Below are 16,394 nucleotides of genomic sequence, written 5' to 3' on the forward strand. Positions count from 1 at the left end.
TTCCCTTTTAACGAAGTGTAGATTGTTAAATGAAAGTACAGAGCTTTGTAAATGAAAATACAAAGCTCTGTACAGCAATGTAAATTCAAAGAAGCTGAACAATTATTTGAATTTACATTAGAAAACTATAAGAATACTTTAGGGGAAGAACATCCTAATACAGGTTATATTATGAGCTACCTTGGTGAAACCTTATGTGATATGGGCAGATATCATGAAGCAGAACTATTACTTTTACAATCTAATAAAATCCAAGAAAAAGTCAGCAAATCAACCATACGTATAATTTACACGCATTAAAAAATATCGGGAAATTATATAGAAAAATGAAGAAATATTAAAATAGCAGGTAAAACTCTTGCTAATGTGATCGAAAGTAGTAAAAGTACTCTTGGTGTTGATAATGATTTTACCGCAGTATGTTTGTACGAAATGGCCAAGTTAAAATATGAAAATAAGCAAATGAAAGAAGCGATGGATTTATTTTTAGAGGCATACAAAACACGTAAAGCACGTATAGGTTCTGATAATCCAGTTAATAAGGAAATGGAAATATATATATAAGGTTTAATTGAAAAAGAAAATCTCCCACAGCTATATCGAAAAGTACTTTTAGAAATGTAAATAGGTTAGTTAATCGATATCGCTATTAAATAAAAGTATATGCGCCTGTTTAGTAATGTAAAGAGAAGTGTGAAAATCACTTCTGATTTAGCGCTGGAGTAGAATGAATAAACGGTATCCAATTTTATCATTTTCTGGTACTACAGGAAAAGGCACATCTGCTAATTTATAAGCAAGTGTGCTTTTTCAGGCATTTTTATATTATCAAACGATTACTTATACAAGAATACCTTTAAATTTTCACTAGAATCAATAGTCGCCAGTAATACATCCTTTACATGTATGTTGTGGGTTGTTTTAAGTTTATTCAATATCCATTTTTCATCTTTACCAAGATGTTGTAACACATCGTAAACAATTTTACGCTCTTTTATGATTGTCCTAGGAAAATCAAAAGGCTTTATTGCTAGTGTTAAATCAGTAGGTGTAATTGGCTGATACTGAGGATATAAAAATATCGATATCGTTCCTCCAGGTTCCCAAAATGCAAGTACTACTTTTTGAATATCATCCGTTTTTTCTTTTCGCAATTCAGATAGAAGAATATCAACTGTAATCCTTGCTTTATTTAAATTTTTAAAATTAATTTGCCCGTTTTCTATTAGAGGGATAGGTTGAGGATCAAAGATATTTCTTAACCCATTCCATTTTAAGCTCAAATATACTCCAGTAACATATAAAAGTACTATAACCGTCATCGTTATCATTGAACTTTTTAACTCTAATTGCTCATCTGACAAAGGATGGGCAATAATATTACCAATTAGTAAAGCGATAACAAAGTCTAGGAACCTCAGCTGTGATATCGAACGCTGACCCATTATTTTTGCTATTACTAATAAAAAGAAAAACGCTACTACTGCTCGTAAAGCCCACTCTAGAGCGCTAAGTGATTCTTGACTACTAATGAAATCCATTAAAATTCACTTCCTGTATTCGCAAACACCTATATTCTTAGAAAAAATATCGTTTACTAATTGCTTATTCTTTCCATTCGAAAAGTTGATATGTATTAAATGAAAGAAAAATTGTCAATCCCCGTGATTTCGTCGATGAATAATTCCTTTACCAACTCGGAATTATAGGAATATGAGATACTTTTTTCTAATAATCGCCATTCTATTTACAACTTTATTTCCAAAACAATTTGAAGCAGAAGAAATGATAAAAGTGAAGTTAGTTAATTATATAGGAGATACCGACAAATTAAATATTCTTCTAGAAGGAGGCTATCAAACACTTGACCCTACTCTTTCCTTAAAAGAAGGGGTAGATTATCATGTAACAGTGAAGAATGATTCATTGTATTTGCATGGGGAAGGTGAGAAACAAAAGTTAAATGGTTCTTTAGTTCTTTTTCCTGAAACTTATGACCGTGATCATGCTATTTATGTTAACAATCGACCTTATTTAGGTGCAATGGAATTTAGAATAGAAGAAAACGTAATTCGACCAATTAATCAACTACCTATAGAAGATTATTTAAAGGGTGTAGTGCCTTTTGAAGTCTTTCCATCTTGGCATCAAGAAGCATTGAAAGCACAATCGTTAGCTGCACGTACGTATGCTTATTCACATACTAAGGAAGAAATGGATGATACGATTCATTTTCAAGTATACGGTGGATATAATTGGAATGAGAACACTACGAAAGCAGTAGAGGAAACAAGTAGTGAGGTAATAACATTCGATAATCACTTAATAGACGCATTTTATTCTGCTAGTAATGGTGGTGTAACCGAGAATAATGCACATGTTTGGGGTGGGGAGGCAATGTCTTATTTTCCGATAAAAAAGGATCCATTTGATCCGACACACCCATGGGAATTTACGATTCATCGAACACAAATTTCGATGAATGACATCAATTGGGACAATTCAAATTGGTGGGATGATGTAAAGGAAAAGGATGAAGAAATCACTTTATCTATGAAGAAGTGGCTTCAAAATAATGGTTATCCAGGTGACATAAAAATAGTATCAATTCCTAGATTTGAGTTATCAGAACAACAGCTTAATTCAAAACGGACGGATAAAGGTTCAATCACTGTAGAGTTTTTACATCGATTAATAGATGGTACTGTATTATTCGAACAGTTCACACTTGATGATGTTAGACTAAATCAGATTCGTCCGATGATCGGTGGAAATCAGTTTAAAAGTTATTTGATAAGCTCCCTCAAATGTAACGAAGATATTTATACAATGAAAGGAAAAGGTTACGGTCATGGTGTCGGGATGAGTCAATGGGGAGCAAATTTCATGGGAGAATCGGGTAAATCATATAAAGAGATTATCCAGTTTTATTATCCTGGAACATTAATAACTACATTTACAAAGTAACGGAGGTGTTTGAATGGGAGTTTATGAAGAAAAATACTGTGAGAACTGTGCTCAAGAAACAAAACATCAAGTGACAGAAGATATATTATCTATTTATTACCAATGTTTGAATTGTGAAAATACCTCTGAAATGGTCAAAAACTTCTTCTAAAGCATAATACAAAATCAATTTGTACAAAAACACCATTCATTTATTGAACGGTGTTTATTTTTGGTCCTTATTTAATTCACTTGATTATTCTAGTATTATTCCCGTTTGGTAGCTGTGCATGAAATTTTCAACAACCTCTTCAATGGAATCATTTGCATCAGGAACTTGGACAAGAACTTCGTTTCGCATTGTAACAGATTTAACATTTACATGATTAAAACGATTGATTTCCAATTGTAAACGTAAATCTTCTGCAATACTATCTGCTTCATATTCTCTACTTATTAAATATCTAAAATTCTTCAATACCTTCTTCCTCCCAACATTTTTAACAGACCTTACTATATTTTGTTGAAAATCAAAAGAATATTACCTCACATGATTATTTATGAAAAAATTCATGGAGTTCGGTTATATTGTATTGCTGTAGATATCCAGCTTGTGTTGAATGTCGAGGAATTTCTGGAGTAGTACAATCCAATGATACATAAATATAATGTATTAACTATAATATTGGAGTGAGAGTACTCATGACAAATGAAGATGTAAATAATGATTTACGCCTTTCACCCAAAGATATGAAGGAGTTAGGATACCGGGTAATTGATATGATTGTAGAACACATGGAAAGCTTACAAGATAAACCTATAGCTAAAAAAACAGATTTTCAAATATTAGAGAAGCTTCGTAACGAATCCATTCCAGAACATGGTAATTGTCATACTCATTTATTAGATCAGTTTGAGTCAGATATATTACCCAATTTAACACATGCTGACCACCCTCGCTTCTTTGGTTATATTCCTGGTCCGAATAATTTTATTAGCATAATGGCTGACACTTTAGTATCAGGACTCAATATATTTTCAGGAGCGTCATCAATGGGACCAGGTGTTACAAACATTGAATTGGTTACGATTGATTGGCTGCGTCAAATTTATGATTTTCCAGAAGAAGCAGGAGGATTATTTGTGAGCGGTGGGTCAATGGCAAATTTGACAGGACTAGCAGTAGCACGTCATATAAAACTTCTAGATCAAACTGAGAATACAGTTATTTATACATCAGATCAAACCCATTTAACAATTATCAGAGGACTAGGTATACTCGGCTTTAAATCAAAGCAAATAAAAATAATACCAACAGATAAACAGTTTCGTATTGCATTACCAAGATTACAACAGGAAGTCAAGAAAGATCGAGCAGAAGGAAAAATCCCATTTTGTGTTATTGCCAATGCCGGCACAACGAATAGTGGTGCGATTGATCCATTACAACAAATAGGAGAGTTTTGTGAAAAAGAAGGATTATGGTTTCATGTAGATGGAGCATATGGAGCACCTGCTTTATTAAGCGAAAAAAGTAAGAGCCTTCTAAAAGGAATTGAATTGGCAGATTCATTGGTATTAGATCCACATAAATGGTTGTTTCAACCATATGAAATTGGATGTGTACTTGTAAGAGATCGTAAATACTTAAAAGACACATTCCGAATAACTCCTGATTGTTTAAGAGATATCTGTAAAATAGAGCAAGAAATAAATTTTAGTGAGTATGGGATACAAGTAACAAGAAGCTTTAGAGCACTAAAATTATGGATGTCGATGAAATATTTTGGCATTCAAACGTTTCAAAATGCGATTACAACAGGAATAACTCTGGCTGAATTCGCTGAAAAGAAGCTACGCGAATCGTCGTGTTGGGAAATTGTTACTCCTGCTCAAATTGGGATTGTTACCTTCCGTTATATCCAACTAAATTATGATACAGGCACGATTGATAGGCTAAATGAACAAATTATTAGTGAAATTATTAAAGAAGGATATGCATTATTAAGTTCAACAGTTTTAGACGGTAAGGTTGTACTACGTATGTGTACAATTAATCCTCGAACTACACAAAATGATATTGAAAAAACAATCCTTCGTCTTGAAAAATATGGTGTGGAATTAAGTAAAAGCTGACGATTTATTTAAAATAATTCAATAACGAATGTTCGAGTGGCTTGAATAGTAGGCAATTAGCCGCTAAAAAAAGGTTAGCATCCCGGATCGCCCTTGGGAAGCGAAAAAACGTGGAACTGAAAATAGTTTTCACGTTTTTTAATTAGAAAGAAGGAACAAAAAGCTTTCTCGTTGAACTTACATATAACGTATAAAGGAGGTTTAGTAAATGCCATATTTATCATTAACTACTTGGAGTCTTCACCGAGAGCTTGGACCATTAAATTGGACTTATTGGGATGAAGTCCAAAAAAGTCAACAAACAAAGGTAGAAGAACAACCTGAAAATATCACCTTATTAGAATTACCATTTGAATTAGCTAGACAAAATTTTCGTTCATTAGAAATTTGTCACTTTCATTTTCCGAGCACAGAAGCTGAATATTTACAACAACTTAAGGAAGCATTTGAATTGTCAGGAATTACATTCCATTGTCTTTTAGTTGATTATGGTGATATTAGCAATGAAGACTCTTACAGAAGAAACTCTGACATCGAATTTATAAAGAAATGGATCGATGTTGCAGCAACTGTTGGTGCGAAAAGTGTTCGTGTGATTGCAGGTGAAGCTAATCCTGGGAACAAAACAGCTTTAGAATTAGCGAAACAGGGTTTTAGACAATTAGTAGAATATGCACAGCCAAAAGGGGTAAGAGTAGTAACTGAAAACTTTAAACAACTTGCTTCCACAAAAGAAAACTGCTTGGAATTACTGAATTCCTCTAAAGGTGAAATTGGCTTAACTGTTGACTTTGGAAACTTCCTTCCTGAACATAAATATCATTCAATTGAAACCCTTATGTCTTATGCAGAATCAGTGCATGCAAAAGCGAACTATGACAAAGAGGGTCATATCGATTCGGAGGAGTATAAAAGATCATTAGACCTTGTAGCTAATAGTGATTATAATGGTCCGATTACGTTAGTGTATGATGGACCGGGGAATCTGTGGGATGGAATCAATCGAATTAAAACGGTTGTTGAGCAATACTGTAATAAAGAAATTAGAACAAAATTGTAGATAAAGAATATTGTAGAGACAGGCTATCTTTGTAATCCATAAGATTGGTGAAACTGTAAAGATAAATAGTAGTTAAAGAAAGCAACGTCGTTAAATAGGCGTTGTATTTTTTATTGAATTTTCTATATATAGCCTGTATATGTAACTATTTCTTACGAAAAAAATAGAAAACTTACAAATTGTGTGTTATATAACTTTACATATCAGTAGTAACTAAAAAAAACAGGTAGTATGCTAAGAATACGAATAATTCTCATTGCTCATATGGAGCTTAGACTGATTAGGTGATTCTATTACTTGCCCTTTCTTATAAAACATCTTCCTTTAAATCAAATTTGTTTCTGAATAGTTGATTATCATTCATAACTCACATGTTGACATTAGGAAACCTAAATACTCCATATGGATATGTCTTACAAATTGTTTATGAGGGAGGGAGATTCAAGTGAATTTTTCTGTGAACTGTTTACTTAAAAACAAAATAGATCATAAAAAAATCATCAGTTTAGTTTCAAAAGCAAACCAATTTGAAAGCTATATCTTAATTGAGTTTGGAAAAAAGTCATTAAATGCTAAAAGCTATTTAAGTACAAGCGAGCTTCATGACTTTTTAGGAAACATCAGATTGTATGCAAAAGGGCATGATTCTAAATTAGCAATAGAAGCTCTCCAATCAACATTGGGAGAATAATAGATTGAAGGTATTAAAGCACAACTGTAATGAATGCAGCTGTGCTTTTTTTGCCATTTTTATTGGTAACAGAAAAAATATGCTCATAAAGTTTAAAAAGATGCTTTATCGAGAAAAATGGAAAGAAGTTAAAATAATTGAGGTGAAAGCATGGCAATCGTTTATTCGGTTGAGGTAGGTGATCCCATTAATCAAGTAGTAATGGGAAATCCTAAAACTTATTTTGATTCGATTTTTGATGCTCTTTCAGATGGGCTATCTATTGTAGAAGGCTTAGAGAAGAGATATGGGAAGGAAATTGTTTTTTCAGAAAAGGAACCAATAATAAAAGGTTCGAAAGAGAATTCCTTACATATTTGGAGAGGTTTTTTAGAAGGGGTAGCAGAACCTTTATATGTCCAATTGAATATAGAGGAGCGGGATAAAGATAAAGAACTTGCTATACCTAAAACCCCTAATACAAAGTTAAATGAAGACTAGATGTTATTTATAACCGAATTGGAAACCTTATTAAATCAAGCAGACGACGATGATGGCTTGTTTTATCATTAGCTTAAATAAAAAGGAATACGAAAAAAATCAATTCAAAATTGGGTTGATTTTTTTTTGTATCAAATTTATATAAAAATTTTCTAATTAACCCCCTTAATTAAGCAAATTTTATCGAAATTTAATAAAGTATATAAAATGTGTATGTAATTCCAATCGTAAAAAGAGAAGCGATTGATCAGATAAACAATGTAGGGGGCATTTAATTGTGTTAAAAGAATTCAGTATTTGTTATACTCTCGAAGCGGATGTGAAGTGGGAGAAAATAACAGAACAATCAGATACGAACGCTAAGGATATTTTAGAACAAGTATTACAAAGAGTTGCTAATAGTACTACTTATACAGTGAAAAGTAATGAAGCATATGAAACTATTCATACTTCTTCCATCCGATATGTACGTATTTTTGAAAATAATACGTATGAAATAGCTAATTAACTAGAATAAACTTAAAAATATAGTTTAAATAGATTTTATCTAAGGTGGTACGTAACAAAAAATGGGAAGATTCAAGAATAGACAGCAACGAACACTCTTAAAGAGGATATGGAACCGTGAATATCCCAAAAACTTTCTATTAAAGATTATTTTATTAGTATTTGTATTCTGTGTAATTGGTTTATTTATATTGAATATCTTCATTTGGACTAGTGATGTAAGTAAATTAGATGAGCCTCTTCCACAGCCAACGTTTATCTATGATCAAAAGGGAGAGGTAGCAAGTAAGATATCAAATTCTACTATCGACGGTGTAAAGATAAAGAGAATTCCAGGAGATGTGATAAATGCTTTTGTAGCAACCGAGGACCAGCGTTTTTATCACCATCATGGGATAAATTATTTGGGGATTGCTCGAGCGATGATTTTGAATGTAACGAGTGGGGGGGTTGTCGCTGGAGGAAGTACGATTACACAACAGTTAGCTAAAAATGCATTTCTAACTCAAGAGCGTACGTATACAAGAAAGTTTAAGGAGCTAATTCTAACCAAAAAAATTGAACGCACTTATACAAAGGATGAGATTATAGAACGGTATTTAAATCAAATCTATTTTGGAGAAGGTGCCTGGGGGATTCAGAGGGCATCTCAAACATACTTTGCAAAAGATGTAAGTCAACTAACCTTAAGTGAATCAGCATTACTTGCAGGTTTGGTCAAAGCACCTTCTAATCTGTCTCCATTTAAAAATTATGACAAAGCAATTGAACGAAGAAATCTTGTCTTGTCATTAATGAAAAGTGAAGGGCATATTAGCCAAAGTGATTTTGAAGAAGCAAGGGATCAAAATATCAAGTTAGCAACGAATGAGGTGAAAGAATACAAAGGAAAGTATCCTCATTATGTAGATCATATTATTGATGAAGCAATTAATAAATATCAGCTAACACCAAATGAAGTACTTTCTGGTGGACTTCATATCTATACAGGACTCAATCCTTCCATTCAGAATGCAGTTGAGGAAGTTTATAAAGATGATCAATTTTTCCCAGAGAGTAAGCTGGATCAATTGATTCAGAGTGGAGCAATATTTATCAATCCTTCTACTGGAGAAATCAATGCACTTGTAGGTGGACGAGGTGAGCATACCTTCCGTCAGTTTAACCGAGCGACACAATTAAAAAGACAGCCGGGATCGATTATGAAGCCTTTGTCAGTTTATACTCCTGCTTTGGAACAAGGCTATGATATTTATGATAGGTTAGAAGACAAACCGATTAATATTGATGGATATCAACCTCAAAATTATGATAAACAATTCCGTGGCGAAGTGTCTATGTATGACGCTGTTATTCACTCCTATAATCTTCCCGCAGTCTCATTGCTACAAAAGATTGGTATAGAAGTTGGAGCCAATGCAGTAGAACGTTTTGGGATTAAATTAGAAGAAAAGGATCGCATTCCTGGTTTGGCTTTAGGTGGGATGAATGAAGGAACCTCTCCCTTAAAAATGGCACAAGCGTTTACTACTTTCCCAAATAATGGAGTAATGGTAGAGGCTCATTCAATCCAACGAATTGAAAACGCGGATGGCGAAATACTTGGAGAGTGGAAAAAAAAGGAACAAAAGGTAACAGAACCTTTAATCGCACAAAAAATGACATTTATGCTCAAAGGTGTGGTAAAAGAAGGAACCGGATCAAAAGCACAGATTACTGGTAGAGAAATCGCTGGAAAAACGGGTACTACTCAACTTTCTTTTCCAACAGATAATGGGGCAAAAGATCATTGGTTTGTAGGATACACCCCTCAAGTTGTAGGAGCTGTATGGTTAGGGTATGACAAAACTGATCAAAATCATTATCTTTCATCGTCTAGTAGTGGAACTGCGACGGTTATTTTTAAAGAAATTCTAACTAAAGTTGAGAATGAAATGTCAATAAAAGAATTTGATTTAGCATTACTTGGAAACAAATATAAGCAAAATAAAAAAAGTAAGAAACAAGATGAAAAAGATGATGATAACAATCAACATGAAAAAGAAGATACCAAAAAAGAGAAAATGAAAGCACAGAAAGAGAGAGAAAAAGAAAATAAAAAGAGAGAAAAGGAAATCGAAAAGGAAAATAAAAAGCGAGAAAAGGAAAAAGAAAAGGAAAAAGAAAAAAAAGATAAAAATGAATAACTTGGATTTTTATTACTGACTTCACTGAAAAGTTTGTTGCTTTAATTAACGACAAACAATTTCGAGAGAATATCAATAAATAGTGAAAAGGGCACAAGGACAGGCTAAATCCTAGAAGTAGGGATATGTACGAAAACAACAATTATAGAGAATACTGCATTAACTAAAATAAAACAAGCCAAGTTTCTTAGTGACCTGGCTTGTTTGTTAAAATTCAATATTTACTAACTTAAATGATTTAACCTATATTTTCTTTGATTTCAGTTGGAACTGTTTTTAACTTTATTAAACTCCAATCAGTGCGATAAAACCGAACCATAACACTAACACCAAACACAGTTAAATACGTATATAAAGAAATCCATGCACCAACACTTGATAGCTCAAGGACAAACGTCAAGACGTAGCTTAAAGGAATAAACAATAACCAACCTAAAATGAGCGATGTTTTTAAAAGGAATGAAGTATCTCCAATTCCTCTAAGTCCACCAGCATAGAAGTTTAATAGTCCATCGAAAAGCTGTAAAAACGCAGAAATCATGATTAATCTAGAGGCTAGCTGGTAAACCATGATATCATCCGTATAAATTTTAGCAATCGGTTCTGCGAGTAAAAACTGGATAACGCCTAGAATAAAGAGGAAAATCGATCCTAATATTGCTGTATTTGTACCAGCCTTTCTTCCTTCAACTGCGCTGCCTTTACCAATTTCCTGACCAACAAGTATGGTTGCAGTTGATCCAAAGGCAAACGCCGGCATAAATCCAAGGCTCATGACGCTTAAGGCTACTTCATTTGCAGCCAAAGCATGTGTACCTAATCTCGTCACAAATGCAGTAAAAACAAACATAGCCATACTCATTGAAAACTCCTGAATCCCAAGTTTAGAACTTTCTCCAAAAATGAGTTTTGACTCAGAACGATTAAAGGCTACAATTGTGCGCGTTTCAAACTTGGCATGAAGACGGATGAAATAAACATAGGCACAAAACAGAAAGGTAACAACCTCACCTATAAACAGAGCAAGCCCTGCGCCATACAGACCTATTTCTGGAAATCCGAAATTCCCGTACGTTAGACCATAAGTTAAAAAAATCATAATCAAGTTTCCAATGATAGAGCTAATCATTGGTGTTTTTGTGTCACCAATTCCTCGGAAAAATCCATGAAAAACAAAGGTGAAGATTGAAAAAATCATAGCGAAAAATCGAATTTTTAAATAATCTTTTCCTTGATCAATCATTTCGCTTGAGCTTCCCATTACTTTAAAAATATCACCCGGAAAAAATAAACCGACAAGAAAAACGATTACACATGCAATTGTACATAAATAAAAGGCGATATAGGTGCGCTCAACACCTTTTTTCATCGTATTTGATCCAAAGTTTTGAGCGACTAAATAATTGACTGTATGACCTATTCCCGAAAAGATCGCCCATGCGTTATACATAATAATATTTGACACCCCGACAATCGCAATTGCAAGTGCACCGAGTTGACCAACCAAGATCAGATTTATTGTTCCTGTAAGAGTCATAGATGCAAATGATGCGATTGAAGGAATTGCAAGCAGTAAAATCTTTTTCCAGTCTTTTAACATGTTTGTATCCCCTAATCAATGTTATAGAAATTTATGAAACATTTAAAACCACCTTCAGATAGCTAATGATTGTAATAAAGGTTCTTTTTATTTTCATAGTAATAATTATTTTAATGACAAAATTGTTTCTTGTCTATCAATATTTGTAAACGTTGTCAAATTAAAGGTTGAATTATAGTATTATAGAGAGAAGTGAGTTTTTTTAGTAACTCTAGAAAACTAGGATAAGGGGATGTTAAGATGGAAATTCGTCAATTAGAAGAACATGAAAGACAAGCTGCGATTGAGCTATCAGATAAAACATTTCGAAATCATGAACAAAAGTCGATGGGAGAGGCGTTCCCATTTATGTTTTCACAGAGTTCGATTGGACAATCGTTTGGGGCATTTCACAATGGAGAGTTAGTTTCTTTTATGGGGTTAGTACCATCTATAATAAAAATAGGTGAAGCGAGGCTAAATGTATATTCACTAGGTTCTGTTTGTACAGCAGAGGATTATCGAGAAAAAGGGATTGCTAGTCAAATTTTAGAAAGAGTATTCGATTTTTTAGATTGCTCAGATGCATCAATTCTTCTTGTATCAGGCGATCGATCGTTATACACACGTGTAAACTGTTGTCATTTCGGAAATATATCAAAATTTAATGTTCAATTTGAAAATGTTCATAAAAATAGTGAAAGTCAAATTAGAGAAATGCGAAAAGAAGATTTGTTCCAAATGAATCAAATTGCTCAACGAAGACTTATTACATATGATCAAAGTGTGTCAGATCTACAATCATTGATCCATGCTGAAGCTTATGCTAGTTGTTTGAATCTAACACATAAAACCTTAATCGTTGAAAAGGATAATAAGGTCAGTAGCTTCTTAGTCCTCGGGGTACCACATCGTAAAAGACAAGAACAAAAGGGGAAGATGATTGAGTGGGCAGGTAAACCAAACGAGATTAAACACTTATTATCCTATGCAATCAAAGCATATGAGTTGGAAGAAATAGAAGTTGCAGTCCCTTGGCATGAACATTTATTGGAAAATGAATTGAATGGTTCAACTTTTACTCTTGAAAAAAATGAAGGGACCGTTTATATCATTAATCCTAAACGATTTTTAAAGCAACTAAATCCTTATATAAAATCCAGACACCTAGAATCATTTGAATGTAAATATACCGATCGTGAACATATTCAAGTAACCTTTTCAAACATGACAACAACACTACAAGTGAAGGATTTTGTTTCCTTCGTTTTTGATTCACAATCAAATGACTCTGAAATTTTGGAACTTCAAAAAAGTATTGGGAATATATTCCCAATACCCTTTCCATATACAGCTGGTTTGAATTTTATATAAAAAAGATTTAGAGGTTAAATGACTAAGAATTTACGCAAAATATCAACAAAGGAAGAGGAGAGAATGGTGCAAATGAGGTATTCTCTTCTCTTGCCAGACTTTGAATCCTTTACTAAAACTTTTAAATGCTCATTTGACCTTTCTATTATATATAACTACTTATTTCCTTCACATCTATGCTTACTCCTTTCCTACCAAGTATTCAACACATTTGGCTGAATCCACCAATAACATGTCCTTAACGACCATGAATTTGTCCTTGCTAAAAAGTATGATAAATATAGAAGAATAGAAGTAACACATTCTTTTAGAATGCACAAAAAAGGGGGGATAATAGTGAAAATAATTTTTATCTCACTAGATACACTTAGGGCAAAGCGACTAGGATGCTATGGTTACCAGCTTCCCACTAGCCCGTATATTGATAAAATTGCAAAACAGGGGGTAATATTCGAAAGCGCTTACGCGTCCGATATTCCAACAGAAGTTGCTCATACGAGTATTTTTACTGGGAAGGTCGGTTTAACAACAGGAGTTGTTTCCCATGGATCGCCATCAACGTATTTACCTAAAGAAAATGAGTGGCTTCCAACAATACTTAGAAAAGCTGGGTATACTACTGCTGCAGTAGATAATTTATATCATTTAAAGGAATGGTTTGCTAGAGGGTATCAATACTACATGAATACGATTGGCAAAACAAGGTGGATTGATGGTCAATCAATTAATGATCTTGCAAAGCCATGGATAAAAGAGCATAAAGAGGAAGATTTCTTTCTTTTTCTTCACTATTGGGATCCACATACGCCTTATTTACCACCTAAAGAATATATCCCACAGTTTTATCAATCTGATCAGGACCCCTATGACCCGACTAATAAAAGTATGGAATCTGCATTTAATCATCCGGCATATCCGTTTTTTAAGTATCATCATTATGATTTGCTAGGTAATATTACTGATTCAAATTATGTAAACGCTTTATATGATGCTGAGATTAGATATTTAGACGATATGCTTAAAGATTTAGATGAGTTTTTAATGCAACAAGGAATCAAAGAAGACACCATGCTAATCCTAGTTGGAGATCACGGTGAAAGCTTAACAGAGCATGATATTTACTGGGATCATTGTGGCCTATATGAGGCAACTGTCCATATTCCACTGATTATCCGTTGGCCAGGAATGATTCCAGAAGGTTTAAGAATCAATCAGTTAGTACAACATGCTGATTTGATGCCAACGATTTTAGAATCAATTGGCTTAGAAATCCCAGACGAACTAGATGGGAAAAGTCTATGGCCATACATTCAAGGGAAAAAAGATCCTATTCATTCAGATATTTATTTAAGCGAATGTGCATGGCAAGCATCCAGAGGTATCCGCACCGAACGTTATAAATACATTGAAACATATGATTCGGGTCCTTTTACTAGACCTCCTTGTGAGCTGTATGATTTACTAATTGATCCAAATGAAGAAACAAATCTTGCTGAACTTCTACCTGAGCAAGTGGAAAAATACAAAAATAAGTTAGATAATTGGGTAGAATCGAAACTTGGAGATCGAGAGGATCCATTGAAAGTGGTGCTGAGAGAAGAGGGCTTACCTTTTAGAAAAAGGATTGAAAAAGTTCTCCATGATTACGGTCTGACTTGGGATGAATGGAAAGCAAATCCAAGGCGAGAAAAAATTGATTTACATGTTAGAAATTAATCTTTATAACAATGCTTCCTACAATTCCAGGAAGTATGAATTAATATATCTGAATATTCTGAATCATTTGTCGAAAAGTGTAAATTCATCTTGATCTTTCATAAGTTTTACTAATCATTTTTAGCACTTATTTTTTATAGGTGAGAATTTTTAAAAAGTGGGGGGATTAAGAAGATGAAAAGCTTGAAGAAATTATGGATTATATCATTTATCGCTGTTCTAATGACATCATTGTTATCAGGATGTATCGTTCCAAGCTCTTCTCCAGAAGAAACGGAGGAGACAGACGAAGAATTTAAAGGAACAATTAAAATGTATGCTGGTACCTATAGTCCGAACCGGGTATTAAATGCAAACCAAAAGCCAGCAACTGTGTTAAAAAAATTAGCTGAAGAGTACGAGAAGGAAACTGGCGTTAAAATTGAATTCATTAAAGGCCTGCCTGCTGATCAGGATTATATGACATGGGTTCGAACAAAAGCTTCAGGTGGACAGCTCCCAGATATCATTTGGTCTCAATGGTATGATGCAAACACAGCTTTAGCAAAAGGTACACTTACAGATTTGTCAAAGTATTTAGATCAGCCAAATCCTTATGTTGAAAACAAACCTTGGAATGAACTATTAAATAAACAAATTATTTCTGATACGAAATCTGCAGATGGAAGCACGTATGTAATCAATGGTGATTATGTTGGAACAGCTACCTACTATAATGTAGAAGCATTTGAAAAAGCCGGTATTAAGGAGCTTCCAAAAACATGGTCCGAATTTATTGATGCATCCAAAAAGTTAAAAGATGCAGGGTATATTCCCTTTGCTTGGAATCTCGCTTCAACTCCAACTGGTACGGATCGGATTACATGGTTAACTCGATTATTCTTTACTAACTTCTTTGCAGATGAATATGACGATTTAAGATATACAGGTAATGAAGGAATTACCAACCAAGACCAGGTTATCGCAATTAAAAAGGGAGTGTATGGATCAGAAAATGAAAAGTGGATGGAAATTTGGCCAATCTTAAAGGAGTTTTCACAATATTGGCAGCCTGACTTCACAGGTGGTGATTCAAATGGACAAGGAACAATGCTTGCCTTTTTAACAGGTGAGGTTGGAATGTATTTCGATGGCTCTTGGGCATCACAGCAAATAAAATCAGCGAATCCTGATTTTGAGTGGTCGTCCTTTAAAAATCCATATCCTGATAAGGGTGTTTCAGAATTCGCGACTGATTTTGATTCATCTGCAGCGATTGGTGGCCCAAGTTCCTCTTTCCAATATGCGGTACCATCTAAACAAGCGAATAATTCATTAACTCCAGCTAAGGAAAAAGCTATTGTGGATTGGTTAATGTATATCACAACTCCTGAGCATAATGAGGAAATCGTAAATGAATTAGGAGAAAATGTTCCGACTGTCGTAGGTGCAAAGCCGATAGAAGAACTTAGTGGCTTATCTGATCTTGCGAATCAGCCATTACAAAGTGTGTTTGGAGGAATAAATCTAGAAAAGAAAGAATTAGATGCCATTTATCGTGCTTTCCAAAGCTATATTCTTGGAGAAACAACTTTGGAGGAATTTGCTAAAGTAGCTGATACAGAGATGGAAAAAACAGCAGATTCCCTTATACAACAAAATAACTGGGATTTATCAGAATATTTGGATGAGTAAATAAATAAGAGCGGGTTATTAAAGGAACATACTTCTAAAATAACC

General features: G+C 33.8%; 15 protein-coding genes. 12 read left to right on the top strand and 3 right to left on the bottom strand.

Annotated features, from left to right (window positions below):
• Positions 1 to 51: 51 nt before the first annotated feature.
• Positions 52 to 300 (top strand): tetratricopeptide repeat protein, encoded by a 249-nt coding sequence (locus tag I7822_RS22280; protein ID WP_207981273.1) that lies wholly within the window; start codon positions 52 to 54, stop codon positions 298 to 300.
• A gap of 66 nt (positions 301 to 366) precedes the next feature.
• Positions 367 to 564 (top strand): tetratricopeptide repeat protein, encoded by a 198-nt coding sequence (locus I7822_RS22285; RefSeq protein ID WP_207981274.1) that lies wholly within the window; start codon positions 367 to 369, stop codon positions 562 to 564.
• A gap of 272 nt (positions 565 to 836) precedes the next feature.
• Here I7822_RS22285 and I7822_RS22290 read toward each other — a convergent pair whose 3' ends face one another.
• Positions 837 to 1,541, bottom strand: a complete 705-nt coding sequence (locus I7822_RS22290) for a DUF421 domain-containing protein (RefSeq protein WP_207981275.1) — start codon at positions 1,539 to 1,541, stop codon at positions 837 to 839.
• Between the two features lie 172 nt (positions 1,542 to 1,713).
• Between I7822_RS22290 and I7822_RS22295 the strand changes: the two genes are divergently transcribed.
• Complete coding sequence (locus I7822_RS22295; RefSeq protein WP_207981276.1) at positions 1,714 to 2,967, top strand: SpoIID/LytB domain-containing protein; 1,254 nt, start codon at positions 1,714 to 1,716, stop codon at positions 2,965 to 2,967.
• 235 nt (positions 2,968 to 3,202) lie between these two features.
• Here I7822_RS22295 and I7822_RS22300 read toward each other — a convergent pair whose 3' ends face one another.
• Complete coding sequence (locus I7822_RS22300) at positions 3,203 to 3,424, bottom strand: hypothetical protein (protein ID WP_207981277.1); 222 nt, start codon at positions 3,422 to 3,424, stop codon at positions 3,203 to 3,205.
• A gap of 224 nt (positions 3,425 to 3,648) precedes the next feature.
• Here I7822_RS22300 and I7822_RS22305 point away from each other — a divergent pair, with 224 nt between their 5' ends.
• From I7822_RS22305 to I7822_RS22330, 6 genes are all read left to right on the top strand, one after another.
• On the top strand, positions 3,649 to 5,082 hold the full coding sequence (locus I7822_RS22305) for a pyridoxal phosphate-dependent decarboxylase family protein (RefSeq protein ID WP_207981278.1): 1,434 nt from the start codon (positions 3,649 to 3,651) through the stop codon (positions 5,080 to 5,082).
• Between the two features lie 208 nt (positions 5,083 to 5,290).
• Complete coding sequence (locus I7822_RS22310; protein ID WP_207981279.1) at positions 5,291 to 6,142, top strand: sugar phosphate isomerase/epimerase family protein; 852 nt, start codon at positions 5,291 to 5,293, stop codon at positions 6,140 to 6,142.
• Between the two features lie 445 nt (positions 6,143 to 6,587).
• Positions 6,588 to 6,833 (top strand): HPr family phosphocarrier protein, encoded by a 246-nt coding sequence (locus I7822_RS22315; protein WP_207981280.1) that lies wholly within the window; start codon positions 6,588 to 6,590, stop codon positions 6,831 to 6,833.
• A gap of 150 nt (positions 6,834 to 6,983) precedes the next feature.
• Entirely contained in the window at positions 6,984 to 7,313 is a 330-nt protein-coding gene (locus I7822_RS22320) for a hypothetical protein (RefSeq protein WP_207981281.1), read from the top strand.
• Positions 7,314 to 7,590: 277 nt separating this feature from the next.
• Positions 7,591 to 7,821, top strand: coding sequence for a hypothetical protein (locus I7822_RS22325; protein ID WP_207981282.1), 231 nt, complete (start codon positions 7,591 to 7,593; stop codon positions 7,819 to 7,821).
• A 61-nt stretch (positions 7,822 to 7,882) separates the two neighbouring features.
• The gene (locus I7822_RS22330; protein ID WP_207981283.1) at positions 7,883 to 10,006 is read left to right on the top strand and encodes a transglycosylase domain-containing protein; all 2,124 of its coding nucleotides are present in this window, start codon (positions 7,883 to 7,885) and stop codon (positions 10,004 to 10,006) included.
• 238 nt (positions 10,007 to 10,244) lie between these two features.
• Here the strand turns inward: I7822_RS22330 and I7822_RS22335 are convergent, their stop codons facing one another.
• Complete coding sequence (locus I7822_RS22335; RefSeq protein WP_207981284.1) at positions 10,245 to 11,606, bottom strand: MATE family efflux transporter; 1,362 nt, start codon at positions 11,604 to 11,606, stop codon at positions 10,245 to 10,247.
• Positions 11,607 to 11,846: 240 nt separating this feature from the next.
• On the opposite strand from I7822_RS22335, the gene I7822_RS22340 reads away from it, so the two are divergent.
• The 3 genes from I7822_RS22340 (at position 11,847) to I7822_RS22350 (ending at position 16,349) form a co-directional block, all read left to right on the top strand.
• Positions 11,847 to 12,959: a GNAT family N-acetyltransferase gene (locus I7822_RS22340; RefSeq protein WP_207981285.1), complete on the top strand. Its 1,113-nt coding sequence runs from the start codon at positions 11,847 to 11,849 to the stop codon at positions 12,957 to 12,959.
• Positions 12,960 to 13,295: 336 nt separating this feature from the next.
• Positions 13,296 to 14,675, top strand: coding sequence for a sulfatase family protein (locus I7822_RS22345; protein ID WP_207981286.1), 1,380 nt, complete (start codon positions 13,296 to 13,298; stop codon positions 14,673 to 14,675).
• A gap of 174 nt (positions 14,676 to 14,849) precedes the next feature.
• Positions 14,850 to 16,349, top strand: coding sequence for an ABC transporter substrate-binding protein (locus I7822_RS22350; protein WP_207981287.1), 1,500 nt, complete (start codon positions 14,850 to 14,852; stop codon positions 16,347 to 16,349).
• Positions 16,350 to 16,394: the final 45 nt, after the last annotated feature.

Source organism: Metabacillus bambusae (assembly GCF_017497975.1).
Taxonomy (GTDB): Bacteria; Bacillota; Bacilli; order Bacillales; family Bacillaceae; genus Metabacillus; species Metabacillus bambusae.

What these genes read in the sequence shown, in the direction of transcription:
- I7822_RS22280 (WP_207981273.1), top strand. Translation starts at nt 52, where the DNA reads ATGAAAATACAAAGCTCTGTACAGCAATGTAAATTCAAAGAAGCTGAA.
- I7822_RS22290 (WP_207981275.1), bottom strand. Translation starts at nt 1,541, where the DNA reads ATGGATTTCATTAGTAGTCAAGAATCACTTAGCGCTCTAGAGTGGGCT.
- I7822_RS22295 (WP_207981276.1), top strand. Translation starts at nt 1,714, where the DNA reads ATGAGATACTTTTTTCTAATAATCGCCATTCTATTTACAACTTTATTT.
- I7822_RS22305 (WP_207981278.1), top strand. Translation starts at nt 3,649, where the DNA reads ATGACAAATGAAGATGTAAATAATGATTTACGCCTTTCACCCAAAGAT.
- I7822_RS22310 (WP_207981279.1), top strand. Translation starts at nt 5,291, where the DNA reads ATGCCATATTTATCATTAACTACTTGGAGTCTTCACCGAGAGCTTGGA.
- I7822_RS22320 (WP_207981281.1), top strand. Translation starts at nt 6,984, where the DNA reads ATGGCAATCGTTTATTCGGTTGAGGTAGGTGATCCCATTAATCAAGTA.
- I7822_RS22330 (WP_207981283.1), top strand. Translation starts at nt 7,883, where the DNA reads ATGGGAAGATTCAAGAATAGACAGCAACGAACACTCTTAAAGAGGATA.
- I7822_RS22335 (WP_207981284.1), bottom strand. Translation starts at nt 11,606, where the DNA reads ATGTTAAAAGACTGGAAAAAGATTTTACTGCTTGCAATTCCTTCAATC.
- I7822_RS22340 (WP_207981285.1), top strand. Translation starts at nt 11,847, where the DNA reads ATGGAAATTCGTCAATTAGAAGAACATGAAAGACAAGCTGCGATTGAG.
- I7822_RS22350 (WP_207981287.1), top strand. Translation starts at nt 14,850, where the DNA reads ATGAAAAGCTTGAAGAAATTATGGATTATATCATTTATCGCTGTTCTA.